9 protein-coding genes are annotated in these 12,999 nt (G+C 67.6%); all 9 read left to right on the forward strand.

The features are described from left to right. The first annotated feature begins 49 nt into the window (after positions 1–49). The 9 genes from AC1DDH_RS06575 (at position 50) to AC1DDH_RS06615 (ending at position 12,994) form a co-directional block, all read left to right on the forward strand. Positions 50–1,840 (forward strand): ABC transporter ATP-binding protein, encoded by a 1,791-nt coding sequence (locus AC1DDH_RS06575; RefSeq protein WP_476856042.1) that lies wholly within the window; start codon positions 50–52, stop codon positions 1,838–1,840. Between the two features lie 113 nt (positions 1,841–1,953). Beyond that, positions 1,954–3,795 (forward strand): ABC transporter ATP-binding protein, encoded by a 1,842-nt coding sequence (locus AC1DDH_RS06580; RefSeq protein WP_476856041.1) that lies wholly within the window; start codon positions 1,954–1,956, stop codon positions 3,793–3,795. After that, a complete protein-coding gene (locus AC1DDH_RS06585; RefSeq protein ID WP_476849612.1) occupies positions 3,792–4,184 on the forward strand; it encodes a GntR family transcriptional regulator in 393 nt (130 codons plus the stop codon). Before AC1DDH_RS06580 ends, AC1DDH_RS06585 begins: the two co-directional genes overlap by 4 nt. A gap of 67 nt (positions 4,185–4,251) precedes the next feature. Then, positions 4,252–7,200 (forward strand): excinuclease ABC subunit UvrA, encoded by a 2,949-nt coding sequence (gene uvrA / locus AC1DDH_RS06590; protein WP_476955088.1) that lies wholly within the window; start codon positions 4,252–4,254, stop codon positions 7,198–7,200. Between the two features lie 189 nt (positions 7,201–7,389). Next, complete coding sequence (locus AC1DDH_RS06595) at positions 7,390–8,181, forward strand: HAD hydrolase-like protein (protein ID WP_476955089.1); 792 nt, start codon at positions 7,390–7,392, stop codon at positions 8,179–8,181. Next, the gene (locus tag AC1DDH_RS06600; RefSeq protein WP_476955090.1) at positions 8,168–8,836 is read left to right on the forward strand and encodes a lysophospholipid acyltransferase family protein; all 669 of its coding nucleotides are present in this window, start codon (positions 8,168–8,170) and stop codon (positions 8,834–8,836) included. Before AC1DDH_RS06595 ends, AC1DDH_RS06600 begins: the two co-directional genes overlap by 14 nt. A gap of 86 nt (positions 8,837–8,922) precedes the next feature. Further along, entirely contained in the window at positions 8,923–10,932 is a 2,010-nt protein-coding gene (gene uvrC, locus AC1DDH_RS06605) for an excinuclease ABC subunit UvrC (RefSeq protein WP_476849615.1), read from the forward strand. A gap of 119 nt (positions 10,933–11,051) precedes the next feature. Continuing rightward, on the forward strand, positions 11,052–11,975 hold the full coding sequence (gene rapZ / locus AC1DDH_RS06610; RefSeq protein ID WP_018773001.1) for an RNase adapter RapZ: 924 nt from the start codon (positions 11,052–11,054) through the stop codon (positions 11,973–11,975). Next, positions 11,975–12,994 (forward strand): gluconeogenesis factor YvcK family protein, encoded by a 1,020-nt coding sequence (locus tag AC1DDH_RS06615; RefSeq protein WP_028276839.1) that lies wholly within the window; start codon positions 11,975–11,977, stop codon positions 12,992–12,994. Before rapZ ends, AC1DDH_RS06615 begins: the two co-directional genes overlap by 1 nt. The last annotated feature ends 5 nt before the right edge of the window (positions 12,995–12,999 follow it).

Raw genomic sequence — 12,999 nt, forward strand, 5'->3', positions numbered from 1 at the left:
CCATTCCGGGCCCTGGGCTAGTAATGGAGGTTCAGTGCTTATAGGCCTGATGTCGCGGCTGTTGTCCGCGCATAAAGGGACCGTGCTGGCCATCGTTGTGCTGCAGCTCGTGCAAGCCACCGCCAACCTGCTCCTGCCCACCCTGAATGCCGCGATCATCGACGACGGCATCATCGGCGGGGACACCGGGGAGATCCTCCACCTTGGGGCCTGGATGGCCGGAATCGCTGCCGTCCAGGTGATCACGGCCGTCGCGGCCGGATATCTGGGCGCCGTGGTCGCCATGGAGATTGGCGGCCAGCTGCGCGGGGAGCTCTTCGCGAAGGTGCAGTCCTTCTCCTCCCAGGAGGTGGGCCTTTTCGGTGCGCCCAGCCTCGTGACCCGGGCCACCAACGACGTCGCCCAGATCCAAAACCTCGCCGTCCTGGTGTTCATCATGCTGATTGCCGCACCGGCGATCTTCATCGGCGGCATCGTGCTGGCCGTGCACCAGGACGTGGTGCTGTCCTGGATTGTGGTCGTGGTGATCCCGGTCCTGACGGTGATCATGACGGTGATCGTCCGCCGCCTGATTCCCCTGTACCGCCAGGGCCAGGGCCTTCTGGACCGGATCGGCCGGGTGCTGCGGGAGCAGATCATCGGCGCGAATGTCATCCGCGGCTTTGTCCGGCAGGACCACGAGGTCCGCCGGTTCGATGAAGCCAACAAGGACCTCACCCGGAACAATCTGCAATCCGCCCTCCTGGTGGCGGCGATGATGCCGATGATCATGTTCGTGGTCAACATCTCCTCCGTGTTCGTGGTGTGGTTCGGCGGCCATCGCATCGACGCCGGCGAAATGCGGCTGGGGGCGCTGACGGCGTTCATCGCCTACATCCTGCAGATCCTGATTGCCATCATGATGGCGATGTACGTCTTCATGACCGCCCCCCGGGCGGCGGCCTGCGCGGAACGGATCCGCGAGGTGCTGGACACGGAACCGGCCATCGCGGATCCGGCCGTTCCCGCCGGGGCCACCGCTGCCACCATTCCGGCCGGCGGGGCCAGTGCGGCGGGCACCGCCGGTGCGCCCGCCGTCGCCGGCGCCCCGGGCCGCTCCGGCGCTGTCGAGTTCCGGAACGTGTCCTTCGCTTACCCCGGCGCCGAAGCACCCGTGCTGGACGGCGTCTCCTTCACCGCCAGGGCCGGTACCACGACGGCGATCATCGGCGCGACCGGCAGCGGCAAGACGACACTCCTGAACCTGCTGCCGCGTTTCCTCGACGCGACGGCCGGAGAGATCAGCATCGGCGGGGAGAACGTGCGGGCGATGCCCCTGGACGACCTGCGCGGCCTGATCGCAATAGTCCCGCAGCAGTCCTACCTGTTCGCGGACACGGTCGCGGGGAACCTCCGGTTCGGGGCGCCCGCCGCGAGCGAGCCCGAAATATGGCAGGCGCTTGAAGCTGCCCAGGCCGCCGACTTTGTCCGCGCCCTGCCGCTCGGGCTCGACACGCCCGTAAGCCAGGGCGGCACCAACTTCTCCGGCGGCGAACGGCAGCGCCTGTGCATCGCGCGGGCCCTGCTCAAGCGGGCCCCCGCCTACCTCTTCGACGACAGTTTCTCGGCTCTGGACTACGGCACCGACATCAGGCTCCGGGCGGCGATCGAGCCGCTGCTGCGCTCGGCGACCGTGCTGATCGTGGCCGAGCGGGTGTCAACAATCGTGGACGCCGGGCTGATCCTCGTCCTGGAGGGCGGCCGGGTGGTCGCGCAGGGCACGCACAGCGAACTCATGGAGTCCTCGCCCAGCTACCAGGAAATTGCCGCGTCCCAGCTGGTGCTGGAGGAAGCCCCGTGAGCCGCGCGCGGGCACACCGCGCCGGGACCGTTGCGGGACCCGGCGTGCCGGAGCGCATCAAATGGCACACCGCCGCCCGGCTGCTTGGCCTGCTGTTGCCGCTGAAGTGGCGGATGGCCGGCGTCATCGCCGCGACCTGCGCGTTCGTGACACTCAACGTGGCGGCGCCCAAGGTGCTGGGCGACGCCACCGACGTCGTCGTCGACGGCTTCCTGGGCGGCTCCCTCGACGAGCAACAGCTGGCCGAGCGGCTACTGGCCGTTTCGGCCATGTACGTCGGGGCGTCGCTGTTCAGCTGGATCCAGGGCAGCCTGACCGCCACCGCGGTGCAGCGCCTCAGCTACGGCCTCCGCGGCTCCGTGGAACAAAAACTCCATGTGCTGCCGTCCAGCCATTTCGAGGAGCAGCGCCGCGGCGACGTGCTCAGCCGGGCCACGAACGACGTCGACAATATCTCTCAGGCGCTCAACCAGCTCCTCAACCAGCTGATCATGGCCGTCCTGATGCTCTCGGCCGCTCTCGCCATGATGCTGTGGCTCTCGCCGCTGCTGGCGCTGATCGCGATCCTCTCGGTGCCCGTGTCCACGATGATCACCGTGCTCGTGGCCCGGCACTCCCAGGCGCACTTCAAGGAGCAGTGGAGCAGCACGGGGGCGCTGACTGCCCAACTCGAAGAGTTCTTCACCGGGCATGAAGTGGTCAAGGCCTTCGGCCGGCAGGAAGAGTCGGCGGCGAGCTTCCGGGAGCGCAACGAGAAGCTCACCCGATCGAGCACCCGCGCCCAGTATTTGTCCGGCATCGTGCAGCCGCTGCTGGTGTTTGTCGCCAACCTCAACTACATCGCAATTGCTGTTGTGGGGGCGCTGCAGGTCACCGCGGGGCTCTTGACGATCGGCGGCATCCAGGCCTTTGTCCAGTTCTCCCGTCTCTTTAGCCAGCCGGTGAGCCAGATCGGCGGCATGCTGACTCTCGTGCAGTCCTGCCTGGCCTCGGCGGAGCGGGTGTTTGAGCTGCTGGACGCCCCGGAGATCCCTGCGGACAGCGCCGTGCCGGCCGTTTCGGCGAACGGCGCCGGCAAGCTGCAAGGCTTCACGGCCGCGCGAAAGCTCCATGTCCCGCGCAAATCCTCCAACGGACGCAAAGCCCCTGCCCCGGGCACGCCCGGCGACCTGCTGGATCCCAGCGCAGTGGCGGGCCGGGTCACGTTCGAGCACGTCAGCTTCAGCTACAGCCCCGGCACCCCCGTGGTGAAGGACCTCTCCTTCACGGTGGACCCGGGACAGACCGTGGCGATCGTGGGACACACCGGTGCCGGCAAGACCACCGTGGTCAACCTCCTGATGCGCTTCTACGAACTCGACTCCGGCCGGATCCTGGTGGACTCGACGGACATCGCCACCATCCCGCGGGACGAGCTGCGGCGCGCCTTCGGAATCGTCCTGCAGGATGCCTGGCTGTTTACCGGCAGCATCCGGGAGAACATCGAATACGGCCGGCCCGGCGCCGCCGAAGCCGATATCGTTGCGGCGGCCCACGCCAGCCACGTGGACCAGTTTGTCCGGTCCCTGCCGGCCGGCTACGCCACGATGCTCGGCAACGACGGCGACTCCCTGAGCCGGGGCCAGCGCCAGCTCGTCTCGATCGCACGGGCGCAGCTCGCCGGGCGCAGCATCATGGTGCTGGATGAGGCGACGAGCTCCGTCGACAGCCGCACTGAGGTGCAGATCCGCCATGCTATGGAGCAGCTGCGGGCCGGTCACACGAGCTTCGTGATCGCGCACCGTTTGTCCACGGTCCGGGACGCTGATCTAATTCTCGTCATGGACCACGGACGAATCGTTGAACACGGCACCCACCAGCAGCTGGTGGCCCGGCAGGGGCTCTACAAGGATTTGTACGAGGCCCAGTTCGCCGGCCGCGAACAGGTCCCGGCCGTCCAGGAGGCCGAACAGTGAGCCCCGCGGACGCCGTGGGGGAGCGTTTTCCCGGATCCTGGCGGACCAATCCGGCCAGCTCCGTCCCGCTCTTCGAACAGCTGCGGCTCTACGTGATCGAACGCGCCGACAACGGCACACTCGCGCCGGGCACCAGGCTTCCGGCCGTGCGGAGCCTGGCCGGCGAACTGGGCGTGGCCCCGCACACTGTGGCGCGGGCCTACAAGGAACTCGAGGCCGCCGGCGTCGTAGTGACGAAGGGCCGCAACGGGACCGTTGTGTGTGCCCGCGATGCCGCCTGGAGTTCGCTGTCCGCCGCCGCCGCCGAGTTCGCCGCGGCCGCCAAAGCCCAGGGCGCCAGTTTCGCCGAGGCCGTGCAGCTGCTGGCCGCCGCCTACGACCGCCAATAGCACATCCGGCGCCGCCCGTGGCGCGCGGAATAGTTTTTCGAAGAAGTTTTCGATTAGCATTGGATTCGTGCCTAAAGCTGTAGCTGAAGATCCAGCCGTTGAAGTCCATTCCGCCGTCGAGCCGCTGGCAGTCCGGGATGCGGCCCCGTCCCGCCCCGTCCTGAAGCGTCCGGACATGACGCGCCTCGTCGTCAAGGGCGCCCGCGAGCACAACCTGCGCAACGTGGACCTGGACCTGCCGCGCGATGCCATGATCGTGTTCACCGGCCTGTCCGGCTCCGGAAAGTCCTCCCTCGCGTTCGACACCATCTTCGCCGAGGGCCAGCGCCGCTACGTCGAATCCCTCTCCGCCTACGCCCGGCAGTTCCTGGGCCAGGTGGACAAGCCCGACGTCGACTTCATCGAGGGCCTCTCGCCGGCGGTGTCCATCGACCAGAAGTCCACGTCCAAGAACCCTCGCTCGACCGTGGGCACCATCACCGAGATTTACGACTACATGCGCCTGCTCTGGGCCCGTGTGGGCCGGCCGCACTGCCCCGTATGCGGGGAGCCCGTGACCAAGCAGACCCCGCAGCAGATCGTCGACCAGCTGCTCGAGCTCCCGGACGGCACCCGCTTCCAGGTGCTGGCACCCGTGGTCCGCGGCCGCAAGGGCGAATTCGTGGACCTCTTCAAGGAACTCACCGCCAAGGGCTACTCGCGGGCCCGGGTGGACGGCGAGCTCGTCCACCTGAGTGATCCGCCGAAGCTGGGCAAGCAGTTCAAGCACACCATCGAAGTGGTGGTGGACCGCCTCGTGGTCAAGGAAGGTATCAGCCAGCGCCTGACCGACTCGGTCGAAACCGCCCTCGGACTGGCGGAGGGCCGCATATTGGCCGAATTCGTCGACCTCGAAGCAGACGATCCCGAGCGGATCAGGGCGTTCTCAGAACACCTCGCCTGCCCCAACGAGCACCCCCTGGCGATCGACGAGATCGAGCCCCGCTCCTTCTCATTCAACAACCCTTTCGGCGCCTGCAGCGCGTGCAGCGGCATCGGCACCAAGCTGGAGGTCGACGAGGAACTCCTCATCCCCAACCCGGAGCTCTCGCTCTCCGAGGGGGCCATTGCGCCGTGGTCCCTGGGCACCGCCACCACGGAGTACTGGAACCGGCTGCTGGCCGGTCTCGCCGAGGAACTCGGCTTCTCCATGACGACGGCGTGGGAGAAGCTCGACGCCGACGTCCGGCAGACCGTCCTGCACGGCAAGGACCACAAGGTGGTGGTGCAATACCGCAACCGCTTCGGCCGGGAACGCAAGTACAGCACCGGTTTTGAGGGCGTCGTGCAGTACGTCCACCGCAAGCATGGCGAGACCGATTCCGACTATGCGCGCGACCGCTACGAGGAATACATGCGCCAGGTCCCGTGCCCGGCCTGCAACGGTGCCCGGCTGAACCCTGCGTCGCTCTCGGTGCTGATCAACGGCAAGTCAATCGCCGAGGTCGCCGCGCTGCCCATGCGGGAATGCGCCGACTTCCTCGAAAACCTCGTCCTCACAGGTCGCGAGGCCCAGATCGCCCACCAGGTCCTCAAGGAGATCCAGGCCCGCCTGACCTTCCTCCTCGACGTCGGACTCGAGTACCTGAACCTGGAGCGGCCCTCCGGCACCCTGTCCGGCGGCGAAGCCCAGCGCATCCGTTTGGCCACCCAGATCGGCTCCGGCCTCGTGGGCGTGCTGTACGTCCTCGACGAGCCCTCGATTGGCCTGCACCAGCGGGACAACCGCCGCCTGATCGAGACACTCACCCGGCTCCGGGACCTCGGCAACACCCTGATCGTCGTGGAGCATGACGAGGACACCATCCACGAGGCCGACTGGGTGGTGGACATCGGACCGGGCGCCGGCGAGCACGGCGGCATGGTGGTCCATTCCGGGTCCTACCAGGAGCTGCTGGAAAACACGGATTCGCTCACCGGCGACTACCTCTCCGGCCGGCGGAAAATCGAGATCCCGAAGAAGCGGCGCAAATACGACAAGAAGCGCGAGCTCAAGGTGGTCGGGGCGAAGGAGAACAACCTCCTGAACATCGACGCCAGTTTCCCGCTGGGCCTCTTCACCGCCGTCACCGGCGTCAGCGGCTCGGGCAAGTCCACGCTGGTCAACGAGATCCTCTACAAGGTGCTCGCCAACAAGCTCAACGGCGCCAAGCAGGTGGCCGGCAGGCACAAGTCCGTCCAGGGCCTCGAACACCTGGACAAGGTGGTGCACGTCGACCAGAGCCCGATCGGCCGCACCCCGCGCTCGAACCCGGCCACTTACACCGGCGTGTTCGACAACATCCGCAAGCTCTTCGCCGAGACCACCGAGGCCAAGGTCCGCGGCTACCTCCCGGGCCGGTTCTCCTTCAACGTCAAGGGCGGCCGCTGCGAGGCCTGCTCCGGCGACGGCACCCTGAAGATCGAGATGAACTTCCTGCCGGACGTCTACGTTCCCTGCGAGGTCTGCCACGGCGCCCGGTACAACCGCGAAACCCTGGAGGTCCACTACAAGGGCAAGACCATCGCGGACGTGCTGAACATGCCCATCGAGGAAGGGGCCGAGTTCTTCGCGGCCTTCTCGCCGATCGCACGGCACCTCAACACGCTCGTCGACGTCGGCCTTGGCTACGTCCGGCTGGGCCAGCCCGCCACCACGCTCTCCGGCGGCGAGGCCCAGCGCGTGAAGCTCGCAGCCGAGCTTCAGAAACGCTCCAACGGCCGCAGCGTCTACGTCCTGGACGAGCCCACCACGGGCCTGCACTTCGAGGACATCCGCAAGCTCCTCATGGTGCTCCAGGGCCTCGTGGAGAAGGGCAACACGGTGATCACGATCGAACACAACCTCGACGTCATCAAGAGCGCCGACTGGATCGTGGACCTTGGCCCCGACGGCGGGTCCGGTGGCGGCCGTGTGGTCGCCTCCGGCACCCCCGAGCAGGTGGCCAAGTCGAGCGAGAGCCACACGGCCGCGTTCCTCGCCGAGCTCCTCGCCTGAACACCGGTCGCCAGGGACCGTGCGGCGGGCCCGGTAAGCTTCCGCCGCACGCGTCCCCGCCCGCAGGGACGTCTCCACCGGATGTATCCGCTGATGTATGGCGTGATGTAGTCCCTGATGTATTCCCGATGTATTCCTGAAGGAGCATGCGAATTTCTGGCAACCGCACACTCATGAGAAACTAAGCCGGTGACGCATACAACAGTGCCCGTAATCTTTGACCTTGACGGCACTCTTGTCGATCCCGCCGGGGGTATTACCGACGGTATCGCCGCGGCCCTCACCGAGCTTGGCCTGCCGGTTCCGGACAAGTCCCGGATGGACGCCATGATTGGGCCCAAGCTCAGCCATTCCCTGACGGAAATCGCCGGCGTTCCGGCCGCACAGCTGGAAGACGCCATTCGCATCTACCGTGCTCACTACGCATCCACGGGAATCGCGCAGAGCAGGCTGTACCCGGGAATCCGCGGCCTCCTCGAGGACTTCGTCGCCGCGGGGCGGCCCATCGCCGTCGCGACCCAGAAGCCGGAAGGGCTTGCCCGCACTGTCCTGGCGCACCACGGCATCGCCGGACTCTTCCACAGCATCCGTGGCTCCGCCGCGGACGAGGCCGCCAGCCCCGGAACGGGCTCCGTGCCCGACGGCTCTGTCCCCGAAGGCTCCGTTCCCGACGGCTCCGTTCCCGAAGGTAAGGCCGGCATCGTCGCCGCCGCGCTCTCGGACCTCGCTGCCGCGGACCCTGCGGCCGCCGGCCGGGCCGTGATGGTGGGGGACCGGGCACAGGACGTCGCCGGGGCCGCTGCGAACGGTCTGGACTGCATCGGCGTAGGCTGGGGGTTTGCGCCTGACGGCGAACTGCACGCGGCCGGTGCCGTCGAGATCGTGCACAACACCACGGCGCTCCACGCGACGATCAACCGGCTCTCCGAACGCCCGGGGACCACAGCCCTGAACGAGGTGCACACCGATGGCAATGTTTGACGCAATCCGCTGGACCACGCGGGGGCTTGTAACCACCACGTGCCGTCCCACGGTCATCGGCCTGGAAAACGTGCCCAAGGATGGGCCGTTCATTGTCGCCCCGAACCACCTCTCGTTCCTGGACAGCGTGATCGTCCAGGCCCTCATGCCGCGGCCCGTGGCCTTCTTCGCGAAGGCTGAATACTTCACCACCGGCGGCATCAAAGGCAAGGCCATGAAGTCCTTCTTCGAGGCCGTCGGCTCCATTCCGGTTGAACGCGGCGAGCAGGCGGCGAGCGTCCAGGCGCTGAAAACGCTGCTGGACATCCTCGACTCCGGCAAGGGCGTGGGCATCTATCCCGAAGGCACCCGCTCCCGCGACGGCATCCTGTACCGCGGCCGCACCGGCGTCGGCTGGCTGGCCCTCACCACCGGCGCGCCCGTAATCCCGGTGGGCCTGATCGGCACCGAACACTTGCAGCCCGCGGACAGCAAGTCCGTCAAACCGCAGCACTTCACCATGAAGGTCGGCGAGCCGCTGTACTTCGAGAAAACCGGACCGGACCATTCCCTGCCGGCCCGCCGCCAGGTCACGGACCGCATCATGGACGCAATCGCAGACCTGAGCGGCCAGGAACGCTCCAGCAGCTACAACCAGAGCAAGTCGGCCGAATAGCGCGCGGCTCCCGGCCCCCCGGGATCCGCCGGGCATGCGGCGGTGCACGTGCAACGGCACCGCCGGCGGCTCAGTAGACTTGATGTGTGGCAGATCCAGCGAGTTACCGACCCCAGACGGGTGAAATTCCGACCAATCCGGGCGTGTACCGCTTCCGCGATCCGCACGGCCGGGTCATCTACGTCGGCAAGGCCAAGAACCTCCGTGCCCGGCTGAACACCTATTTCGCCAACCCCGCCGGGCTCATGCCCAAAACCTATGCCATGGTCCACACGGCCAGCAGCGTCGAATGGACCGTGGTGGGCAGCGAACTCGAGTCGCTGCAGCTGGAATACACCTGGATCAAAGAATTCACGCCCCGCTTCAACGTGATGTTCAGGGACGACAAAAGTTACCCGTACCTCGCCGTGACGATGGGGGAGAAGTACCCGCGCGTCCAGGTGCTGCGCGGCGACCGGCGCAAGGGGACCCGGTACTTCGGCCCGTACACCGCCGGCGCGATCCGGGACACCATGGACACCCTGCTGCGGGTGTTCCCGGTCCGCAGCTGCAGCGCCGGGGTGTTGAAGCGCGCCGAAGCCAGCGGCCGGCCCTGCCTGCTCGGCTACATCGACAAATGTTCCGCGCCGTGCGTCGGCCGGATCTCCGCCGCGGACCACCGCGCCCTGGCCGAGGACTTCTGCACGTTCATGGGCGGCGAAGCCAAGCCTTTCGTCAACCGGCTGGAACGGGAGATGGCCGCGGCAGTTGCTGAGCTCGACTACGAACGCGCGGCCCGGCTCCGGGACGACATCGTGGCGCTTAAGAAGGTCTTCGAACGTAACGCCGTCGTCCTGGCCGAGGGCACGGACGCCGACGTCTTCGCCCTGCACGAAGACGAGCTCGAGGCCGCCGTGCAGGTCTTCCACGTCCGGGGCGGACGGATCCGCGGCCAGCGCGGCTGGGTGGTGGAAAAGGTCGAGGACTCCACCACCCCGGAACTGGTCGAACACCTGCTCCAGCAGGTCTACGGCGAGGAAGCCGGGCTCCAGGGCAGGTTGCCCCGGGAAGTGCTGGTGCCTGCCGAACCCAGCAACGCCCCGGAGCTCGCGCAATGGCTCAGCGGCCTGCGCGGGGCCCGGGTGGACATCCGCGTTCCCCAGCGCGGAGACAAGGCCGCCCTCCTGTCCACGGTCCGTGAAAACGCGGAGCACGCCCTCAAACTTCACAAATCCCGGCGCGCCGGCGACCTCACCATGCGCTCCCAGGCCCTGCAGGAAATCCAGGAAGCGCTCGAGCTTCCCGTGGCGCTGCTGCGGATCGAGTGCTTCGACATCTCACACGTCCAGGGCACCAACGTGGTCGGCTCCATGGTGGTGGTCGAGGACGGCCTGCCGAAAAAGTCCGACTACCGGAAGTTCGCCGTGACCGGCGCCGCGGCCACTGACGACACGGCGGCCATGCATGATGTGCTGACCCGCCGGTTCCGGCACTATCTTCAAGAAAAAGACGAGCAGGCGGCGGCCGCGGCCAAACCGGCGCACCAGGCCGCCCTGGACGCGGCAACCGCCGCGGCGGTCGCGGACTCCACGACGCCAACACCGCGGAGCAAATTCGCCTACCCGCCCAACCTCGTCGTCGTCGACGGCGGCAAACCGCAGGTCAATGCCGCCGCAAGGGCGCTGGAAGAGCTCGGCATCGAGGACGTGTATGTGGTCGGCCTGGCCAAACGGCTCGAAGAGGTGTGGCTGCCGGACAGCGATTTCCCGGTGATCCTGCCGCGCGCCTCGGCCGGCCTGTATCTGCTGCAGCGGATCCGCGATGAGGCCCACCGCTTCGCCATCACCTTCCACCGGCAAAAGCGCGGCAAGGCCATGACGGCCTCCGCCTTGGACAGCGTGCCCGGTCTGGGCGAGTCCAAGCGCAAGGCCCTCCTGGCGGAGTTCGGCTCCGTCAAGGGGATCAAAGCCGCGACGCAGGAGGAACTCACCGGCGCCAAGGGGATTGGCCCCTCCCTGGCCGCCGCGATCGTCCGGCACTTCGCTGGCGGCGGAGTCGAGGAAGCCGCCACGGTTCCTGCCGTCAACATGACCACCGGCGAAATTCTCGACGCTTAGCTAGTGCCGCCAAACTTAGCTAGGGTAAAGACTTGGGTACGGCACGGCAGCGGCATCACCGCGGCCCGCGCGCAAACCTGACAACAGCAAATCGCACAGGCAGAGATGGGGCTTCACTGATGGCAGAGTCGACGGCAGGATCCGAGACGGATGCGGACGGCATGACACCCGTCAAACCCGTCGAGGCTGAACTGCTCGTGGTGACCGGAATGTCGGGAGCCGGCCGCAGCACCGCCTCGGACGCCCTTGAGGACCATGGCTGGTACGTCGTGGAAAACCTGCCGCCGCAAATGCTCGGCACGCTCGCCGAACTGGTGTCCCGGACACCGCACTCCATGTCCAAGCTCGCCGTCGTGATGGACGTCCGGAGCAAGGAACTGTTCGTCGACATGCGCGCGGCGCTCCGCGCCCTGGAAGCCACCGGCGTGAGCTTCCGCGTCCTGTTCCTCGACGCCAACGACGACGTCCTGGTGCGCCGCTTCGAGCAGGGCCGCAGGCCCCACCCGCTCCAGGGCGGTGGCCGGATCCTCGACGGCATTGCCGCCGAACGCGAGCTGGTCCGTGAATTGAAGGACACCGCCGACATCGTCCTGGACACGTCCTCCCTCAACGTCCATGGCCTCGCCACCGCCATCACCGAACTCTTCAGCGAGACCGGGCCGGTGGCGCTGCGGCTGAACGTCATGAGCTTTGGCTTTAAGTACGGGCTGCCGGTGGACGCCAACTTCGTGGCCGATGCCCGCTTCATCCCCAACCCGCACTGGGTGCCGCAGTTGCGCCCGCACACCGGACTGGACAAGGACGTCAGCGACTACGTGCTGGAGGCCCAGGGCGTCAGCGACTTCGTGGAACGCTACGTCCTGGCCCTTGAACCTGTCCTGGACGGGTACCGCCGGGAGAACAAGCACTACGCCACCATCGCCGTGGGCTGCACCGGCGGCAAGCACCGCTCCGTGGCGGTCGCCGTCGAGCTCTCACGGAGGCTGGCGCAGTATCCGCGCGTCACGGTGACCACGACGCACCGGGACCTGGGCCGCGAGTAATGGCGCTGCTGACCGGTCCGCTGCCCCTTGTCCCGCCCGCCAGCGCGGCCTTCGCCAGCCAGCAGGACAAAGGCCCCTCCGTCGTCGCGCTCGGCGGCGGCCACGGCCTCTCCGCCTCGCTGTCGGCCCTGCGCCTGCTGACCTCCGAACTCACCGCGGTCGTCACGGTCGCGGACGACGGCGGATCCTCCGGCCGGCTCCGCGAAGAGTACGGCGTCCTGCCGCCCGGTGATCTCCGGATGGCCCTGTCCGCGCTGTGCGACGACACCGACTGGGGCCGCACGTGGCGCGATGTCATGCAGCACCGCTTCGCCCCCGGCAAAGGCCGCGGCGGCTCCCTCGATGAGCACGCGATGGGCAACCTCCTGATCGTCACGCTCTGGGAGCTCCTGGGCGACACCGTCGCAGGCCTGAAGTGGGCCGGCGCCCTGCTCGGCGCGCGCGGCGAAGTCCTGCCGATGTCCAGCGTCCCGCTGACCATCGAGGGCCAGGTCCGGGTCACCGCCCCGGACGGCGCGACGGCACTGCAGACCCTCACCGGCCAGGCCAAGTGCGCGGTGGCAGGGTCCCTGGAGCACGTCCGGCTCTTGCCTGAGAACGCTCCGGCCTGCACCGAGGCGCTGACGGCGATCGAGCTGGCCGACTGGGTGATCCTCGGGCCGGGCTCCTGGTACACGTCCGTGCTGCCGCACCTGTTGCTGCCCGAGATGCGCGAGGCCCTCGCCAACACCGCTGCCCGCCGGTGCCTGACCATGAACCTGGCCACAGATACCAAGGAGACGGCCGGCATGTCCGCCGCCGACCACCTCCGGGTGCTGCGCGAATACGCGCCGGAGTTCACGATCGACGTCATCCTGGCCGACCCGGCGTCGGTGCAGAACCTGCCCGACTTCGAGGCGGCGGCAGGAATGCTCGGTGCCGAGGTGGTCTTGGGTAAAGTGGGGGCGTCTGGTCGCCGTCCGGTCCACGATCCGTTGCGGCTGGCGACGGCGTATCACGATATTTTCGGGAATAGTTAGGAAAG

The organism is Arthrobacter sp. 10T425, from assembly GCF_056393985.1.

Coding starts and splice junctions, on each gene's coding strand:
- AC1DDH_RS06575 (WP_476856042.1), top strand. CDS start 50: ATGTCGCGGCTGTTGTCCGCGCATAAAGGGACCGTGCTGGCCATCGTT.
- AC1DDH_RS06580 (WP_476856041.1), top strand. CDS start 1,954: ATGGCCGGCGTCATCGCCGCGACCTGCGCGTTCGTGACACTCAACGTG.
- AC1DDH_RS06600 (WP_476955090.1), top strand. CDS start 8,168: ATGGCAATGTTTGACGCAATCCGCTGGACCACGCGGGGGCTTGTAACC.
- rapZ (WP_018773001.1), top strand. CDS start 11,052: ATGGCAGAGTCGACGGCAGGATCCGAGACGGATGCGGACGGCATGACA.
- AC1DDH_RS06615 (WP_028276839.1), top strand. CDS start 11,975: ATGGCGCTGCTGACCGGTCCGCTGCCCCTTGTCCCGCCCGCCAGCGCG.